This is a genomic window from Corallococcus sp. CA053C, assembly GCF_003611675.1.
GTDB lineage: Bacteria > Myxococcota > Myxococcia > Myxococcales > Myxococcaceae > Corallococcus.
In genome coordinates this window covers 1-18136 of sequence record NZ_RAWA01000185.1, presented here as the reverse complement: position 1 = coordinate 18136, position 18136 = coordinate 1, and the positions used below count along the sequence as shown (strand labels likewise).

Annotated in this window: 14 protein-coding genes, 1 other RNA gene and 1 pseudogene; 11 read left to right on the top strand and 5 right to left on the bottom strand. The window is 69.1% G+C overall.

Annotated features, from left to right (window positions below; translation table 11 throughout):
• Both D7V97_RS23370 and D7V97_RS23365 read left to right on the top strand, forming a co-directional pair.
• Nucleotides 1-412: pseudogene (locus D7V97_RS23370) on the top strand (glycosyl transferase family 1); the annotation flags it as partial.
• Nucleotides 413-511: 99 nt separating this feature from the next.
• A complete protein-coding gene (locus D7V97_RS23365; RefSeq protein ID WP_120612872.1) occupies nucleotides 512-5110 on the top strand; it encodes a response regulator in 4599 nt (1532 codons plus the stop codon).
• Between the two features lie 105 nt (nucleotides 5111-5215).
• Here the strand turns inward: D7V97_RS23365 and D7V97_RS23360 are convergent, their stop codons facing one another.
• Complete coding sequence (locus D7V97_RS23360) at nucleotides 5216-5440, bottom strand: hypothetical protein (RefSeq protein ID WP_120612871.1); 225 nt, start codon at nucleotides 5438-5440, stop codon at nucleotides 5216-5218.
• A gap of 192 nt (nucleotides 5441-5632) precedes the next feature.
• Here D7V97_RS23360 and D7V97_RS23355 point away from each other — a divergent pair, with 192 nt between their 5' ends.
• The 6 genes from D7V97_RS23355 (at nucleotide 5633) to D7V97_RS23325 (ending at nucleotide 12824) form a co-directional block, all read left to right on the top strand.
• Nucleotides 5633-6574: a MoxR family ATPase gene (locus D7V97_RS23355; RefSeq protein WP_233583128.1), complete on the top strand. Its 942-nt coding sequence runs from the start codon at nucleotides 5633-5635 to the stop codon at nucleotides 6572-6574.
• A gap of 166 nt (nucleotides 6575-6740) precedes the next feature.
• Nucleotides 6741-7688 carry a branched-chain amino acid transaminase gene (locus D7V97_RS23350; RefSeq protein WP_120612869.1) on the top strand — a complete coding sequence of 316 codons (948 nt, stop codon included), beginning with the start codon at nucleotides 6741-6743 and terminating at the stop codon, nucleotides 7686-7688.
• A 59-nt stretch (nucleotides 7689-7747) separates the two neighbouring features.
• Nucleotides 7748-9088, top strand: coding sequence for an AAA family ATPase (locus tag D7V97_RS23345; RefSeq protein ID WP_120612868.1), 1341 nt, complete (start codon nucleotides 7748-7750; stop codon nucleotides 9086-9088).
• 121 nt (nucleotides 9089-9209) lie between these two features.
• A complete protein-coding gene (locus D7V97_RS23340) occupies nucleotides 9210-10049 on the top strand; it encodes a Fic family protein (protein ID WP_120612867.1) in 840 nt (279 codons plus the stop codon).
• A gap of 496 nt (nucleotides 10050-10545) precedes the next feature.
• A complete protein-coding gene (locus tag D7V97_RS23330; RefSeq protein WP_120612866.1) occupies nucleotides 10546-11667 on the top strand; it encodes a bifunctional oligoribonuclease/PAP phosphatase NrnA in 1122 nt (373 codons plus the stop codon).
• Entirely contained in the window at nucleotides 11664-12824 is a 1161-nt protein-coding gene (locus tag D7V97_RS23325) for a cysteine desulfurase family protein (RefSeq protein WP_120612865.1), read from the top strand. Before D7V97_RS23330 ends, D7V97_RS23325 begins: the two co-directional genes overlap by 4 nt.
• Before the next feature lie 12 nt (nucleotides 12825-12836).
• Here the strand turns inward: D7V97_RS23325 and D7V97_RS45405 are convergent, their stop codons facing one another.
• The 3 genes from D7V97_RS45405 to D7V97_RS23315 form a co-directional block, all read right to left on the bottom strand.
• On the bottom strand, nucleotides 12837-13010 hold the full coding sequence (locus D7V97_RS45405; protein ID WP_199728908.1) for a hypothetical protein: 174 nt from the start codon (nucleotides 13008-13010) through the stop codon (nucleotides 12837-12839).
• A gap of 96 nt (nucleotides 13011-13106) precedes the next feature.
• Nucleotides 13107-14075 (bottom strand): serine/threonine-protein kinase, encoded by a 969-nt coding sequence (locus tag D7V97_RS23320; protein WP_120612864.1) that lies wholly within the window; start codon nucleotides 14073-14075, stop codon nucleotides 13107-13109.
• A gap of 14 nt (nucleotides 14076-14089) precedes the next feature.
• Nucleotides 14090-14854 (bottom strand): hypothetical protein, encoded by a 765-nt coding sequence (locus tag D7V97_RS23315; protein WP_147444941.1) that lies wholly within the window; start codon nucleotides 14852-14854, stop codon nucleotides 14090-14092.
• Nucleotides 14855-15239: 385 nt separating this feature from the next.
• Between D7V97_RS23315 and ssrS the strand changes: the two genes are divergently transcribed.
• From ssrS to tyrS, 3 genes are all read left to right on the top strand, one after another.
• A non-coding RNA gene (gene ssrS, locus D7V97_RS23310) (6S RNA) lies at nucleotides 15240-15430 on the top strand.
• Between the two features lie 20 nt (nucleotides 15431-15450).
• Nucleotides 15451-16080 (top strand): 5-formyltetrahydrofolate cyclo-ligase, encoded by a 630-nt coding sequence (locus D7V97_RS23305; RefSeq protein ID WP_120612862.1) that lies wholly within the window; start codon nucleotides 15451-15453, stop codon nucleotides 16078-16080.
• 87 nt (nucleotides 16081-16167) lie between these two features.
• Nucleotides 16168-17430 carry a tyrosine--tRNA ligase gene (gene tyrS, locus D7V97_RS23300; protein ID WP_120612861.1) on the top strand — a complete coding sequence of 421 codons (1263 nt, stop codon included), beginning with the start codon at nucleotides 16168-16170 and terminating at the stop codon, nucleotides 17428-17430.
• 28 nt (nucleotides 17431-17458) lie between these two features.
• On the opposite strand, the gene D7V97_RS44775 is transcribed toward tyrS, so the two are convergent.
• Nucleotides 17459-18136 (bottom strand): hypothetical protein (locus tag D7V97_RS44775; RefSeq protein ID WP_158623438.1); only part of this gene is annotated, 678 nt, incomplete at its 5' end.

The window sequence follows — 18136 nt, the reverse complement described above, 5'->3', positions numbered from 1 at the left end:
GTCCACGCCCGCCCCCACGGACGACGAGCCCGAGGAGATCGCCGCCGACGAAGCCCAGTCCCTGGATGACGACGCCGGCAACACCCCGTCCAACGCCAGCGCGGCGCTCGTGGAGGACGCGGAGGAGATCAGCAGCGACGAGGTCCACGACGCCGACGCGCTCGCCGTGGAGGCCTCGGACGTCGAACCGGTGGAGGACCCCGAGGACGAAGGCCCCCCGCCAGCGCCGCCGGGCTCCACCCTCAACCCGTGGTTCGCGCAGCTCGCGCACGGGTATTGTCCCCCGGAAGGTGCCCGGTTCGCCCGGCACACCCCTCCCACCAACTTCCCCGGGAGGGAGCCGGAGACCGCCGAGCCCCCCGGGCCGGCGTCCCCTGTCGGCCAGGGAGCGGTTCGCAACAAGAACACGTGAGGCAGGCGACCGAGCGCCGCTCGGAAACTTTCCAAGCCTCGCGCCCGCCCGATAGGATGTGGCGGTTTTCACTGCACTTTTTGCTGGGTGAAGGGCTTCATGGAGCGTCGCGTCCTCATCGTCGAAAGCCAGAACGACTTCGCACTCAGCATGGCCTCCGTGCTCAAGAGCGCGGGCTACAACACGGCCATGGCTACCACTGCGTCCGATGCGCAGCGGGAGCTGGAGAAACGCCGACCGGACCTGGTCGTCGTCCGCGCGGAGCTGCCGGACCAGTCCGGCTTCGCCCTCTGTGGTCAGATCAAGAAGGGCAAGTGGGGTCAGAACCTCAAGGTCCTGCTGCTCTCCTCCGACTCGGGCGTGGAGGGTCTGAACAAACACCGTGAGACGCCGGCCGCCGCAGACGGCTACCTCGTCATCCCCTTCGAGATGGGGGAGCTCGCCTCGATGAGCGCGGGCATCGTCCCGCCCGGCACCGACGAGACGGACGCGGACCTGGACGCCGCCCTCTCTGGCGCACCGCGTGAAGCCCCGCCGCCCATGCCCGGTGTCCGCACCGGCGCTCCGCCCAAGCTGCCCAAGCGCGAGCGCCGCAGCGCGATGACGGACGAGGACAAGACCTTCATGGACCGGGCCTTCTCGTCCATCGCGGACCGGAAGGCGGAGCTGCTGGCGGAGTCGCGTCAGCTGAAGCGCCCACCCCCGCGCCGCGAGCTGATGGGCACGCCCGAGGGGAAGATCCAGATCCTCCGGGACGAGCTGAAGACACGCGAAGCGCAGCTCGCGCGCCTGTCGGAGATCTGGAGCGTCCGTGAGCGGGAGCTGCTGTCCGTCGAGGACCGGCTCCACGAGAAGGACGTGGAGCTGCAGGGCCTGAAGATGCAGGTGGATGACCTGCTGCGGCGCTTCAACGACGCCCAGCAGTCCATCGTCCAGAAGGAGCGCGAGCACGGCGCCACCGTCGACGACCTGCTCCTGCAGAAGTTCTCCTCGGAGAAGGACCTCATCGAGGTCGTCGCCTCCAAGGAAAAGGACATCAACGTCCTGCGCAAGGAGGTCAACCTCCGCGACGAGGAGCTGGCCCGGCGCGGCACGGACCTGGAGAACTCCCGCAACGAGTACGACAAGCTGGAGAAGCACCTCGGCGTCGTCACGCTGGAGTTCGAGGTCAAGGAGCAGAAGCTCCAGGACACCGTCCGCGCCAACGAGGCGGAGATCCTCCAGCTGCGCGAGCGCGGCGACCAGTTCGAGTCCGAGCTGGGCCGCACCGTCAGCGAGCGCGACCAGCGCTACGCCGAGCTGGACGGCGAGCTCCAGGCCCTCCAGGAGCGCCTGTCCCAGACGGAGCAGGAGCGCGACGCCACCGTGCGCGCCCTGGAGGCCCGGGCCACCACCGCCGAAGAGCACGCCAGCCGCTCCGACGCCGAAATCGAACGCCTCAACGCCGAGCGTGCCGCGCTGGAGCAGCGCCTCACGCAGCAGGTGGCGGACCTGGAGTCGGACATCGCGCGCGTCACTGGCGAGCGCGACCAGCTCAAGCTGGACAAGGACGAACAGGAAGCGGACCTCACGCAGCGCGTGGAGGAGCGCGACGCGAAGCTCCTGACGCTCGACCGCGAGCTGCAGGAGACCATCGCCCGCAACGAGAACAGCGAGGCGGAGCTCAACGCCACCATCCAGCAGCACCGCGAGCGCATCGGTGAGCTGGAGGGCGAGGTCGAGGCCGTCAAGACGCACCTGGAGGACCGCGAGACGGAGCTGTCCGCGGAGCTCCAGGCGCTCCAGCAGGCCAAGGACGCGCTGGAGCAGGACCTCACCAGCCAGCTCGAGGACCTGCGCGCCGCGAAGGACGCCCTGGAGGCGGACCTCACCGGCCAGATTCAAGCGCTCAGCGAGCAGCTCGACACCGCCCAGCGCCAGGGCGAACAGCTCTCCGCACGCGTGGCCTCACTGGAGGACACCGTCGCCCAGCGCGACACCACCATCGAAGGCCTGCAGTCGGACGTGGCCGAGCGCGACTCGCGCATCTCCGAGCTGACCGGGAACCTGGAGGCCACGAGCCAGCAGCTCGCGGAGACGCAGGGCACCCTCTCCAGCACGGAGGCCACCCTCGCGGAGACGCGCGGCGAGCTGGAGGCGACGAGCCAGCAGCTCTCCGAGACGCAGACGACGCTCTCCACCACGGAGGGCACGCTCGCGGAGACGCGCGGTGAGCTGGAGGCCACGAGCCAGCAGCTCTCCGAGACGCAGACGCGCCTGACGCAGACCGAGGAGACCCTCTCCTCCACGCGCGGCGAGCTGGAGGCCACCAGCCAGACGCTGGCGAGCACCGAAGCCACCCTCGCGGACACGCAGGGCACGCTGGCGAGCACCGAAGCCACCCTCGCGGACACGCAGGCCACGCTCTCCAGCACCGAAGGCACGCTGGCGGAGACGCGCGGTGAGCTGGAGGCGACCAGCCAGACCCTGACGGACACGCAGTCCCGGCTCGCGCAGACGGAGGAGACGCTCTCCACCACGCGCGGCGAGCTGGAGGCGACGAGCCAGACCCTCGCGGACACGCAGGGCACGCTGGCCAGCACGGAAGGCACGCTCGCGGAGACGCGCGGCGAGCTGGAAGCCACCAGCCAGACCCTCTCCGACACGCAGACGCGGCTCGCGCAGACGGAGGAGACGCTCGCCTCCACCCAGGGCGAGCTGGAAGCGACGAGCCAGACGCTCTCGCGCACCGAGGCGACCCTCGCGGACACGCAGGGCACGCTGGCGCGCACGGAGGCCACCCTCGCCGACACGCAGGCGACGCTCTCCAGCACGGAGGGCACGCTCGCGGAGACGCGCGGCGAGCTGGAGGCCACCAGCCAGACGCTCACGCAGACCCAGGACACGCTGGAGTCGACGCGCGCGGAGCTGCTGAAGACGACCACGCACCGCGACGAGCTGGACGCGGAGCTGAACGAAACGCGCGACATCCTCCAGGATACCAACGCCCTCCTCGCGCGCACCACGCAGGAGCGCGACACGCGCATCGCGGAGCTGCAGGCGCTCGGTGAAGCGAAGGACGCGCTGGAGCAGGACCTCACCGGCCAGATTGGCCAGCTGCGCGCGGACCTGTCCGAGACGCAGGGCCTCTACGACGCCGAGCGCGGCGCGCACGCGAGGCTCGCGGAGGAGACGACCGCGCAGATCGCCGGCCTCACCCAGGAGCGCGACGGGCTGTTCGCGGAGCTCAACACCACGTCGCAGCAGCTCGCCGCCACCCAGGGCCAGCTCGCGGACACGCAGAACGCGCTGGCCCGCGAGGAGCAGGCCCACGCCCAGTCCCGCCAGCAGGCGGCCTCCGCCCAGGCGGAGCTGAACCGCCAGCTGGCCGATGCGCAGGCGAATGGTGAAGAGCTGGCCGAACAGCTCATCGTCACCAAGCACGAGCTGGGCGCGCGCGTGGCGGAAGTCACGCAACTGTCCTCCAAGCTCGCGCAGACGGAGGACGCGCGGCACGACCTGGAAGACCGCTTCCAGACGCTCACGCACGAGTCCCAGCGTCGCGAGGAGCTGCTGCAGAACGAGGTGGACACCAAGGGCAAGGAGCTCTCGGACACCCTGCGCAAGCTCACCCACGTGACGCAGGAGAAGATGCGTCAGGCGGAGGTGCTCAACCGCGAGGTCGCCACCCGCACCGACCAGGTCAAGGCGCTCGAGGGCCAGCTGCAGACCCAGGCCGCCGAGGCGAAGAAGCAGGCGGACGCGCTGGGCCAGCAGCTCAACGCCGTCTCCAACGACCTGGACGGAGCGCGCAAGGCCATCGCCGACCGCGACGGCCAGCTCCAGCAGGCCAGCCAGTCCCAGAAGAAGCTCGCCAGCGAGCGCGACGGACTGGCCGGACAGCTCCAGCAGGCTCAGGTCCAGGCGCAACAACAGGCCCAGCAGGCCGCCGCCGCCGCCGCCGAGGCGAAGAAGCAGGCCGACGACCTGGCCGCGAAGCTGGCGAAGGCGGACCAGCGCATCGCGCAGCTCGCCCAGGAGGCCCAGAAGTTCGCGGCCGACACGGACGCGAAGCTCAAGGACGCCCAGGCCCAGCTCCAGGCCCGCACCAAGAAGGCCCAGGACCTGGAGCTCGCGCTGGAGAACGCCCAGAGCGCCCGGAGCCGCGCGGAGAAGGAACTCACCGCCCGCGTCACCGCCGCCGAGGCCAAGGCCAACGAGTCCGCCGCCAAGCTCGCCACCGCGCAGAAGGAGCGCAAGGACCTGGAGGCGCGGCAGCTCAAGGAGCTGGAAGACCTCAACGCCAAGCAGAAGGCGGAGCTGGAGCGCCGCGAGGCCATCAAGGCCCAGGAAGTCGCCCGCCTCCAGACGTCCGTGCAGGAGAAGAGCAAGGCGCTCAAGGTCGCCGAGCTGGAGCTGGCCCGCTACAAGAGCAAGTCCCCTGCCCCGGCCGCCGCCGCTCCCGCCGCGAAGCCCGCGGCGCAGGACGAACACCTGGCCGTGACGGCCCAGGCGAACCCGGTCATCCCGGCCGCCGCTAAGCCCCCGGCCAAGGCCGCCGCCAAGCCCGCCGGTAAGAAGGCCGCCGCGACCCCGGCGCCCGTACCGGCCCTGGGCGATGACGAGGACGCCCCGGAGCGCACCGTGATGATGCAGCTGCCCACCGCCCCCGAGGGCGAGGACGACTGGACGGCGCTCGTCGACGAACTCGACAAGTAGCCTCCCCGCGGTCTGGAAATGACGAGGGCCCGCGCACTCCCCGAGGAGTGCCGGGCCCTTCGTTCATCCGCTCAAGCCCGGCTCAGCGCCCGGCGACGGCCCTGCTCAAAGCGCTGTCACGGCCCGGGCCTCGCGGAGGAGGTCACGGAAGTGCAGCGAGCCCACCACGTCCCGCACCGACACCGGACGGCCTTCTTCCCGGGCCTGCGCCTGGGCCACGCGCCAGCGCTCCAGCAGCGTCCGCGTCGCGATGTAGGCCAGCACCAGGGGGAACCCTCCCGGCATCACCACCACCACCACCGCCATCGCCATCTTCAACAACGCCCACATGACCCGCGACCTCGTTCGTGTCCTGACTTGCGGCACTGAGATGCACGGTGCATGCCCAGGGTGCGAAAATATTTACGCACTCTGATTTCGCGGGGTTGCAGCTCCACAGGGGCTCAAGGGTGCGGCCGGCGTCCCCACAACCCTGGCATTTTTGCCGCAGTCGTCAGGAGACCGTCGGTTAAGTTGACGGGTGTGAGCCCTCCTGACCTGACGCCCGCGATTCGCACGTTCACCAGCGTGGAGGACGCGGCGCGTCGTCTGGAGGAGGTGGGCTACCTGTCCTCGCCGGAGATTGCCACCGCGGTGTTCCTGGCGGACCGGATGAACAAGCCCATCCTGGTGGAGGGCCCCGCCGGCGTGGGCAAGACGGAGCTGGCGCGCGCCCTGTCGCTGGCGCTGGACCGGGGCTTCATCCGCCTCCAGTGCTACGAGGGCCTGGACGAGGCCAAGGCCCTCTACGAGTGGGAGTACGCCAAGCAGCTGCTCTACACCCAGCTCCTCAAGGACAAGATCGGGGAGATGACCCAGGGCACCAAGACGCTGGCGGAGGCCGCGGACCGGCTGGCATCCGGCGACGCGGTGTTCTTCTCCGAGCGCTTCCTCCTGCCCCGCCCCATCCTCCAGGCCCAGCTGTCGGACAAGCCGTCGCTGCTGCTGGTGGACGAGATCGACAAGGCGGATCCGGAGTTCGAGGCCTTCCTGCTGGAAGTGCTCTCTGACAACGCTGTCACGGTGCCGGAGCTGGGCACCATCAAGGCGAAGCACATCCCGCGCGTCATCCTCACCAGCAACAACGCCCGCGAGCTGTCCGACGCGCTCAAGCGCCGCTGCCTGCACCTGCACATCGACTTCCCGGACCGCGAGCGCGAGCTGCGCATCGTCCGCTCGCGCCTGCCGGAGGTCTCCCAGGTGCTGGCCGAGCAGGTGGTGGAGGCCGTGGCCGCCATCCGCGCGCTCGACCTCAAGAAGGCCCCGTCCATCAGCGAGACGCTGGACTGGGCCCAGAGCCTCGCGCTGCTCAACGCCGAATCGCTCACCGCGGACGTCGTCGCCGCCACGCTGAACCTCGTCCTCAAGTACGAGGGCGACATCGAGAAGGCCCGCGCCAACCTGCCGCAGATCGCCCAGGCCTGACGCAGGGCGACTCGGGCCGGACGGGCCTCGCGCAAGCGTCTGGCGAGGGACCGTTCCGCGGGGCCCCGGCGTTTCGCGCTTTGCCTCCCCGGTGGGCCTGGATAGAAGGCCCCGAGTCACAAGGCCTCACGTCGTCCCACCCCTTGCCCGACGAAGGAACTTCCCGATGAGTTCGACCTCATCCTCCGTGCTGCGCGCCGAACACATCTGGCTCGATGGGAAGCTGGTGAAGTGGGACGAAGGCAACGTGCACGTGATGACGCACGCCCTCCACTACGGCCTGGGCGTCTTCGAGGGCATCCGCGCCTACAAGACCCACGATGGCCGGCTCGCCGTCTTCCGGCTGCGCGAGCACATCCAGCGCCTGCTCGACTCCGCGCACATCATCATGCTGCACATCCCCTACACCGAGGACGAACTGGTGGAGGCGACGCTGGAGCTCTTGCGCCAGCAGAAGCACCTGTTCGCCAACGGCGCCTACCTGCGCCCGGTGGCCTTCATGGGCGATGGCGCCATGGGCCTGGGCGCGGTGAACCCCACCCGCGTCGCCGTGACGGCCTGGGACTGGGGCGCGTACCTGGGTGACAAGGGCATCCGCGAGGGCATCCGCGCCAAGGTCAGCTCCTTCACGCGCATGCACGTGAACGTCAACATGGTGCGCGGGAAGATCACCGGCCAGTACGTCAACTCCATCCTCGCCAAGCGCGAGGCGGTGCTCGCCGGCTATGACGAGGCCATCCTCCTGGACATCAGCGGCTTCGTCGCGGAGGCGTCCGGCGAGAACATCTTCATGGTGAACAAGAAGGGCATCATCAAGACGCCGCCCCTCTCCTCGCCCATCCTCGACGGCATCACCCGCGACACCGTGCTCAAGCTCTTGCGCGACAGCGGCCGCACGGTGGAGGAGGTGACGTTCACCCGCGACGCCCTCTACATCTGCAACGAGATCTTCTTCACCGGCACCGCCGCGGAGATCACCCCCGTGCGCGAGGTCGACAACCGGCAGGTGGGCGAGGGCAAGCCCGGCCCCATCGGCAGGTTCGTCCAGGACACGTACTTCAAGGTCGTCCGGGGCCAGGACGACCGCTATGCGGACTGGCTGACCTACGTTTGAGAACACTCGCCTGACGTGACGTCCCGGCGGACGGGGGAATCGGGTAGAACCCGTACCCGATGCCTCCCGCCGGGTACGCGTACGAAGACAATCCGTTCAAGTTGGAGAACCCGTCCGTCCTCGACATCGCTCCCCCGGAGCCGAAGTCGCTGGAGGACACCGGGCTGAAGATTGGCCTGCTGGCCGACCTGGGCCTCAAGTTCCTCTACTACGCCGGCACCGGCACGGGCATGGCCATCGCGGAGAGCATGTGCCTGCCGTGGTCCGGCGTCGTCGAGCACGTGGTGGACTTCCTCGCCACGGAGAAGCTCGTGGACCTCCGGGGCGGCAAGGGCTTTGGCCGCGCGTCCGTGGAGTTCGCCCTCACGGAGAAGGGCCGCGAGTACGCCCGCGACGCCCTCACCCGCTCCACCTACGTGGGCGCCGCCCCCGTCCCCATCGAGCAGTACAACGCGCTCATCAGCAGCCAGACGGAGGAGACGCCCGTCGTCAGCCAGGAGGACCTGGTGATGGCCCTGGGCCACCTCACCGTCTCCGCGGAGCTGATGGACAAGCTGGGCCCGGCGGTGAACTCCGGCCGCTCCCTCTTCCTCTACGGCCCGCCGGGCAACGGCAAGACGAGCCTCGCCGAGGCCATCTCCCACATGTTCGGCGGCGAGGTGTACGTCCCCCACTGCCTCGAAATCGACAACCAGATCATCAAGGTCTACGACCGGATCATCCACACCCCGGTGTCCCTGGAGGTCGGCTCCTCGGGCGCGGGCGGCCGCCGGCAGACCTTCGAAATGGACAAGCGGTGGCTGCTCTGCCGCAGGCCCGCCGTCGTCGTGGGCGGCGAGCTGACGCTGGAGACGTTGGATCTCATCTACTCGGAGAGCACCCGCTTCTACGAGGCGCCGTTCCAGGTGAAGGCCAACGGCGGGATGCTCCTCATCGACGACTTCGGCCGTCAGAAGGTCCACCCCACGGACCTGCTCAACCGGTGGATCGTCCCGCTGGAGAAGCGGGTGGACTTCCTCACCCTCCACACGGGCAAGAAGTTCGAAATCCCGTTTGATCAGCTCCTGGTCTTCTCCACCAACCTGGACCCCAAGGAGCTGGTGGATGAAGCCTTCTTGCGCCGGATCAAGTACAAGATCGAAGTAGGCAATCCGGATGAAGAGTCCTACCGGGAGATCTTCCGCCGGGTGTGCGAAGCGGCGGGCATTCCCTACGTGGACCAGGCCATCACCTACCTCGTGGAGCACTACTACAAGCCGCGCAGCATGGAGATGCGCTCGTGCCACCCCCGGGACCTGGTGTCACTCATCCGGGACGCGGCGAGGTACCGGCAGATCCCCCCTGCTCTCTCCAAGGATTTGCTCGACCAGGCGTGCGAAGTGTTCCTGGTGAATCTCTAGTCGGGTTTTAATTGTTCCAACCTCGCGGAATTTCTAGAATCCGCGTGCCGTTGTACCCGCCTGGCGCAGCCTCTGAGAAAAAGCGCCCGGGGCGGGCCGGGGCGAGAAGGAGCCGCAGTCCGTGAAGGAACGCTATCAAGACATCGACGAGAAGAACGAGCAGCTGCGCGAGTACCTCGACATCTACAAGGACAAGCAGCCCGCACGCGAGTTCCTCGACCGATTCGAGATGTCGTGGATCTACCACGACGCCGCGCTCGAAGGCGTCGTGTACACGCACCAGGAGTTGATGGCCGCGCTCTTCCCGGCACGCACCGCCGCGGAAGCGTCCATGATCCCGGTCGTACTCGAGATCCGCAACCACAAGGCGGTCGCGGACTACATCCGTGAGGAGGCCGTGGGCGCGAAGAAGCAGTCCGCGCTGACGCTCACCACCATCAAGCGGATGCACGACCTCTTCCTCGGCAACACGCCCGAGGCGCTCGCCGAACGCGCGCGCATGGAGCGGCGTGAGCGCACGGAGAAGGAGCTGGCCAAGGAGCGCGACCGAGCCGGGCTGCGCAAGGACATGCCCCTGCACCGGACCTACTTCCACGACATCACCCAGCCGGCGAAGATCCAGGCCCGGCTGGAGAAGCTCGTGGACCACACCGCCAGCGCGGAGTTCCGCGAGTTCCACCCCATCAAGCAGGCGGCGGTGGTGCAGCATGAGTTCCTGCAGATCTTCCCCTTCACCGAGCACAGCGGGAAGGTGGGGCGCATGTGCAGCAACCTCATCCTGCTGCGCAACGGCTACATGCCCGCCGTCATCCACTCCATCGACCGGCAGCGCTACTACGAGTCCTTCCGGGGACCGGTGGCCATCTTCCGCACGGTGCTGATGGACGCGATGGAGAACTCGCTCGACAACGGCGTGAAGTACTTCCGCGACCTGGGCCGCAAGTACAAGACCGTCGAGTAGTCGTCCGTGCGCATCGGGGCTCACGAATCCATCGCCGGAGGCGTGAGCCAGGCCTTCCAGCGCGCCGAGTCCCACGGCGCGCGGGCCTCCCCGTCGTCGCCCACGGCAGCTACCGGGTGAACCTGGCGGGTGAAGTACCGGAGGCGCGGGAGAAGTCGCTCGCGTGCGTCACCGAGGAGCTCACCCGCTGCGAGCGCCTGGAGGACATCCTCTCGCACGTCACGGATGAAGCACGGCTCGCGGTCTGTCTGGACACCTGCCACCTCTTCGCCGCCGGTGATGACGCGTCCACGGAAGCGGGCGCTGGGGTGTCGGGTGGACCGGCACGAAGAACCTGGCAAGGGAGCAATCGGCCTGACGGCCTTCCGCTGCCTCATGAAGGATCCGCGCTTCGTCGACACCATAGGGGTATTGGAAACACCCTTTCCGGAACGTTATGGGGAGAACATCCGACTTCTCGAATCCCTGTGCCGGAGGAAGTAAAAGAAGAGCCCCCATGCCCGTGACCCCTTCACTCCAGAGCCGTCGCGCCCCGCTTCCCGTCGGTGGCGAGCTCACGGAGCCTCCGCCAGCGCGCCTGGCGAACCTGCCCGCCGATGAGAAGCTGGGCCGCCTGCTGCGCGTGGCCAAGGGCCATCGCCGGGCGCTCATCCTCACGCACGACAACCCGGATCCGGACTCCATCGCCGCGGCTGTCTCGCTCGCCCACCTGCTGGAGCGCAAGGCCGGTGTGGAGGCCCACGTGGGCTACGGCGGCATCATCGGCCGGGCGGAGAACATCGCCTTCGTGCGGGTGCTGCGGCTGCCGGTGTCGCACGTCTCCACCATCGACTTCTCGCAGTACGACCTGTTCGGTCTCGTGGACACGCAGCCGCCGGTGCGCAACCACTCGCTGCCCGCGCGCCTGCGCGCCGACCTCGTGGTGGATCACCACCCGCTGCGCGAGGAGAGCCTGCTCGCGCCCTTCGCGGACGTGGGCGGCGACTTCGGCGCCACCTCCACGATGCTGGTGGAGTACCTGCGGGCCGCGCGCCTGGAGCCCTCCGTGGAGGTCGCCACCGCGCTCTTCTACGGCATCAAGGCGGACACGCGGGACCTGGGCCGCGAGACGACCCAGACGGACGTGGACAGCTACCTGTGGCTGTTCCCGCGCTGTGACAAGTCGCTGCTGGGGCAGATCGAGCACCCGGAGGTGCCCGCCCGCTACTTCCAGCTCTTCCACACCGCCATCGAGAAGGCCAAGGTCTACGGCACCGCCATCATCACCGACCTGGAGGAAGTCTACTCCCCGGACATGGTGGCGGAGGTCGCCGAGCGGATGATGTTCCTCGAGGGGACGAAGTGGTCCCTGGCGTACGGGAGCTTCCGCAACCAGCTCTTCCTCAGCCTGCGGGTGAAGGACCGGCGCATGAACGCGGGCCGCCTCATCCGCGAGCTGTGCGAGGACCTGGGCGGATCCTCCGGTGGCCACGGCAGCATGGCGGGCGCGCGGCTGCCGCTGTCCGGCAGCGCCAACAAGCGCAAGGCGCTCAAGCGGGACCTGGTGTCGCGCTTCCTCGAAGCCTTCGGTGTCGCCGAGGAGCGGCCGGTGTCGCTGCTGTCCGCGCAGGACACGTGATCTACTGGGACCACAACGCCGCCGCGCCGGTGCGCGCGGAGGTGGGCGCGCTGCTCGCGCGGGCCTTCACGCAGGGCGGCTTCGGCAACGCGTCCAGTGTGCACAGCGGTGGGCGCGAGGCACGCGGCCGGCTGGACGCGGCGCGGGCGAAGGTGGCGCGGCTCCTCGGCTGTGAGCCCAAGGAGGTCTGCTTCACCGCGTCGGGCAGCGAAGCGGATGCGCTCGCGCTGATGGGGGCCTACGCGGCCCGTCCCGTGAAGGAGCGCCGCCGGGTGGTGGCCTCCACGGTGGAACACCCCGCGCTGCTCGGCGCCCTCACGCAGCTGGAGCGCGAAGGCGCGCAGGTGGTGCGGCTCTCCCCTGCCCCTGATGGCCGCGTGCCGTTGGAGGCCGTGCTGGAAGCGCTCACGCCGGACACCGCGCTGTGCTCGCTGATGTGGGCGAACAACGAGACGGGCGTGCTGCAACCGGTGACCGAGGTGGCCCGGGCCTGTCGCCAGCGCGGCATCCTCTTCCACACCGACGCCGTGCAGGCCGCAGGCAAGGTGCCGCTCACGCTGCGCGAGGCGGACGCGGATCTGCTCTCGCTGTCGGCGCACAAGTTCGGCGGGCCGCAGGGCGTGGGCGTGCTGGTGGTGCGCAAGGGCGTGGACGTGCGCGCGCTCACCCCCGGGCATCAAGAGGGCGGACGCCGCGGAGGCACGCAGAACGTGCCCTACGCCGAAGCGCTGGCCCTCGCGCTGGAGCTGGCCACGACCGAGCAGTCCGCCACCGCCGCGCGGCTCAGCGCGCTGCGCGACGGGTTCGAGCACCAGGTGCTCACGCGCCTCCCTGGCGTGACGGTGAACGGAGCGGGCGCCCCTCGCGTGCCCAACACCAGCAACCTGCGCTTCGACGGCGTCGAGGGCGAAGCGCTGTTGATGGCCCTGGACCTGGAGGGCATCTGCGTGTCGTCGGGCGCGGCCTGCGCGTCCGGAACGCTGTCGCCGTCCCATGTGCTGCGAGCCATGGGCCTGTCACCCGCGCAGGCCCGCGGCAGCCTGCGCTTCAGCCTGGGCGCATCCACCACCGACGCCGAGGTGGCGCGCGTCGTGGAGGCGCTGTGCACGCATGTCCCCCGCGTGCGCGCCCTGGAAGCCGTGTCGTCCGTCGGCTGAAGTCCCCGCCGCCTACCACTTCTGGTCGGGCAGCCGCTCCTCGCGCACTTCCTTGTCGGGCTGGCCGTAGCCGGGCATGCCCTCCTTGGCCTCGTCGGCCTTCGGTGGACGACGCCCCTCGTCCTCCCTCGCCTCACGGGCGGGCTTGTCCTGCTCGGCCTGCTGCTGCTTCCGCTCGGTCGCCATCGCTGTCCTCCCTCAGATGTCTGGCGGGAGGAAAGGTCATCATCGGCCGCGCGGGCCGCAGCGACGGAGCCGCACTCCGGGGCCCTGTCCGCCCGGCTACTCAGCGCCGTTGCGCGCGGGCTGGGGCTCGGACACGGACGGCACCTCGTCGGTGGTGCCGAACAGGCCGCGCACCACCGCCGCGATGGCCAGGGGCGTGCCCACGCGCTCGTCGTAGTGCGGGGCCAGGGCGCGCGCGTACTCCTCCGCGGACGTGAAGCGGTCCTCGGGGTTCTCCGCGAACGCGCGCGCGAGCACCGCGTCCAGCGCCTCCGGGACGTCCGGACGCACCGCGCTCAACAGTCGGTAGTCGCGCGACAGGATGCCCGCGAAGACCTGCTCCGGCGTGGTGCCGACGAAGGGACGCCCCAGCGTGAGCAGCTCGTAGAGCACGACGCTCGCGGCCCACAGGTCCGCTTCCGGCGTCACCGCGCCCTGCAGCGACTCCGGGGACAGGTAGTACGGCTTGCCCAGCACCTCACCGCCCTGGAGCTTGCCGTCCACCAGCACGCGCGACACGCCGAAGTCGCCCAGCTTGATCTCCCCCACGCGGGAGATGAACAGGTTGGACGGAGACACGTCGCAGTGGACGATGCCCAGCGGCTCGCCGTCCGGTCCGGTGGCGGTGTGCGCGTACGCGAGCGCCTCCAGCAGCACCTTCGCCAGGTACACCGCGAAGTCGACGGGCAGCGGAATCCCGCGCGCCTTGCAGCGCCGCAGGATGTGGCCCAGGTCGCGCCCGTCCACCAGCTCCATCACCAGGAAGGACACGTCCTCCAACATGCCCGCGTCCAGCACCTTCACGATGTTGGGGTGATCCAACTGGCGCGACAGGTGCGCTTCGCGCGCGAAGAGGTCCACCGACGCCGGGTCGCGGGTGAGCGCGGGCAACAGCCGCTTGAGCGCCACCGTCCAGCCCTCGTGGGGCCCGGAGCGCACGCGCGCGCGGTACACCTCGGCCATGCCGCCCTTGCCCAGCAACGACAGGATTTCGTAGTTGCCGAAGACCCGGACGGGTTTCGACATGGGGGTCGGCGCGGTCACGGGCTGACGCTTCCAGCTCCTTGCGGATCCCGGCCCTGGGCCCGCTTGCGACCGCGCGCCTCCTTCAGCAGCTGCTCGAACAGCGGGCCTTCACCCGACAGCCGCTGCAGCTCCCGGTCCACCAGCGCGTTGTCCTCCGGCGGCGACCAGCCCTCCTTCACCGCGCGCCGCAGCGCATCCTGGGCGGGCTTGGGCTGCCGTTCCGCGAGCCGCACGCACGCCATCCAGAAGGACGCCTCCGCCCGGGCCTGCAGGTTGCCCACGTTGCGCGCCAACTCCAGGTATCGGAGGGCATCCCCCTGCTGGTTGCGCAGGAAGCTCGCCACGCCCATCCCCGTCAGCGCCGACGCGTTGTTCTTGTCCTGGGCCAGCACCAGCTGGAACTGCTGCGTCGCGCCCAGGGCGTTCTTCGCCGCCAGGGCCTGGTGCCCCAGCTTCAGCGCCGCCGGCACGTCCACCGCTTCGCGCCGCTGCGCCGCCACCTGCGCGGCCGAACCCGACGACGGGGGCGCGATCTGCACCGGGACCTGGGCCTGACGCTCGGCCGGCTGGGGCGTCGCGGGGGCCCCCTGGGTGGGCTCCGGGGTCGCCGCCCGCAACACGAGCAACCCCTTGTCACCCAGCGCGTCCGACCCGCAGCCCGGCTCCAGCTTCACCCGCCCGGCGAACACCCGATCCTCGATGTTGTAGACGAGCAGGACCGGGTAGGTCCCCGTCAGCTCGCACGCCTCGCCGGACTGGCAGACCGTGACTGTCCCCACGAAGACATTGTCCTGGAAGTCGCCCGTCAGAACCTGCTCGGCGCCCGAGAGATTGCAGGGCCCCCCGGCCGGCGCCGTACCGACCAGATGGTCTCCGTCCGTGCGCAACTCCACCGGACCGAAGGCATCTCCTTTGAAAGGGCCGTTGACGGCCGGGCCCGCCCACGCGAATCCGGAGGCGAGGCAGACAACCGCCGCGAGAGCCAATGTTGTGGTCGGGGGCGACATGTCAGGGGTCCCGGCATCATAGAAGTCGACCGGGTCGGTTGTAAACGCGCGAGGACGGCTTGACCGCACGCTTCTCCGTCCTTATCATTTTCCCAGAACGCCCTGGGATTTCCCAGTGATTCTAGGCACTTGTCTTAAGATTTTGTGGTAAAAGGTCTGTTCCCTGCGGGGTTCGTGATGCCCAGCAGAAATTCGAACCGATACGTCCATTCCGGGGTCCGTTTCGGTCGCCATGTGCAAGCCCTCCCCCTCACGGGGATGAGGGAAGCCTGCGGTGACATGATTTCGGTCCCCACCTGACTTCTGAGGGTTCAATGGACGCTGGACACACGGCTCGGCGGGGGACTCTTTCTTGGGGAGCGGCGGCGGTGAGCGAGACGGCGGTGGATACGGCGGCGGCGGCGGAGAAGAAGGTATCGCTTCGTGAGGAACTGACGGCGCGCCGCAAGGCGATGACCAATGACCTCATCGACGAGCGAGGCCTCAAGGTTCAGTCTCGATTCCTGGCATCTCCCTACTATCAGAAGGCACGTACGGTAGCGCTCTACGCCCCCATCCGGGGTGAAGTGCCCACCCGGGACATCCTCATCGCGGCCCTGCAGGACGAGAAGATCGTCTGCTATCCGCTGTCCCATGTGCACGGGCGCATCCTGGCCTTCCGGGCCATCAAGTCGGAGAGCGAACTGGAGCCGGGGCGCCTTGGCGTCCGGGAACCCAGCAACTCCTCGGACCTGATCGCGGTGGACCAGATCGACCTGTTCGTGGTCCCGGGACTGGGCTTCAGTGGAGATGGCAAGCGGCTGGGGCGCGGGGGCGGCTACTACGACGCCACCCTCAAGGCCGCCAGCGCGCGCAGCCGCCGGGTGGGTCTGGCCTTCAACGACCAGATCGTCCAGGCGCTGCCCACCACGGTGGACGACGTGGACATGGACCAGGTCGTCACGGAGAGCCAGACCCTGCGCGGCCTGTACCGCGACTGGGACTTCCTGGACACCTGACGCAAGGCAGGCAGGGAACAACACCTGGGCGGGGCGGATGCGAAGTCCCGCCCTGCCCGGAGCCTTTCGGGTAGTGTCCGCGGCGCCATGAACCCGGACGCACTGCGCAAGGCGACTCCCGAAGAGCAGTACGAAGAAGTGACTCGCGGCACCGTGGATTTGCAGGTGCCGGAGGACCTCAAGAAGAAGCTCCAGCGCTCGTACGACAAGGGCAAGCCGCTCGTCATCAAGGCGGGCTTCGACCCCAGCCGTCCGGACCTGCACCTGGGCCACTCGCTCCTGTTGACGCGCATGCGGCGCTTCCAGGACTTCGGCCACACGGTGGTGTTCCTCATCGGTGACTTCACGGCGCTCATCGGCGACCCCACCGGGAAGAACACGACGCGCCCGGCCCTCACCCGCGACGAGGTGAAGGTCAACTCGGAGACCTACAAGCAGCAGGTCTTCAAGGTGTTGGATCCCGACAAGACGGTGGTGAAGTTCAACTCCGAGTGGCTCGACGCGCTGGGCACCGAGGGGATGATTCGCCTGGCCTCGCGCTACTCCGTGCAGCGCATGCTGGAGCGCGACGACTTCAAGACGCGCTACCGGGAGAACCGCTCCATCTCGCTGCACGAGTTCCTCTACCCGCTGCTGCAGGGCCATGACTCCGTGGCGCTGAAGGCGGACGTGGAGCTGGGCGCGACGGATCAGCTCTTCAACCTGGGCGTGGGCCGGCAGCTCATGAAGGACGAGGGCCTGGAGCCGCAGGTCATCATGACGGGCCCCATCCTGGAGGGCCTGGACGCGAAGCTCGTCGACGGCGTCATCGTCGGCGACAAGATGTCCAAGAGCCTGGACAACTACGTGGGCATCGACGAGCCGGCGGACAGCATCTTCGGCAAGTTGATGAGCATCACCGACGACCTGATGTGGCGGTACTACAAGCTGCTGTCGTCGCAGCCGCTCAAGAAGGTCCTGGAGATGGAGGAGCAGACGAAGTCCGGCGCGCTCCACCCGAAGGCGGCGAAGGTCGCGTTCGCGCAGGAGATTGCATCGCGCTTCCAGGGCGAGGAGGCCGGGCGCAAGGCGGCCGAGGACTTCGAGAAGCGCTTCGCCAAGAAAGAGCTGTCCACGGAGGAGCTGCCGCTCGTGGAGGTGTCGCTCGCGGGCGCGGAGAAGCTGCCGGTGACGAAGCTGCTGCCGGAGACGAAGCTCGTGGCCTCCGCCACGGAGGCGCGCAAGCTGATGGCCCAGGGCGGCGTCCGGGTGAACGGCGAGAAGGTCACCGACCCCAAGGCGGAGCTGGGGGCCGGCGAGTACACCGTGCAGGTGGGCAAGTTGAAGGTCGCGCGGGTGAAGCTGGCCTGACGCCCTGCCCTTCGCGGGCCTTCCCTCGTCAGAGGCGGAGGCCCGCGAACACCAGCAGCGAGAGGCCGGACTGGCTCCAGTCCTCGTCCACGCCGCTGAACACGGAGCCGCCGACCTCCTCCTCGTAGTCGTAGGTGCCTCGCGCGTAGCGCAGGCGGGCCTCGCCTCCGACGAAGAAGCGCTCCTTGAAGAACAGCTTCGCGCCGGCCCCCACGCCCAGCGACAGGCCCGCACCCGTGCCCTGGTAGTCCACCGACACGCCCTGGACGGTGCCGGTGATGGTCTGCGTGGACAGGGTGACGCCGGCGAGGAACAGCCCATACAGGTCCAGCTCCGTGGGACGCTTGCGCATGGCGGGCGGCAGGAAGTGGTACGTGAGCCGGGCGTGCGGCGTGATGTAGCGGTCGCTGATGTCGAAGCCCGTCAGCGCGCCGACGAGGCCGCACGCGGTGACGCAGAGGCCCAGGTTGAGCTCGGCCCCCACCGCGAGCGTGCCAGGGCCGATGGGCGCCACGCCCAGGTCCGCCGCCACGCCGAACTCCACGAACGCCACCAGGATGTCCGTCGTCAGGTGCACGCGCAGGTCCAGGTCACCGGGCCCCTGCAGGAGGTTCGTCGCAGCCTCGACGGGCACCGCGTGCGATGACGCTTCCGCCGTCACGGAGGCCGTGGGTTCTGGCTTCGCGGGCTCGGGAGGCGCCTCGAC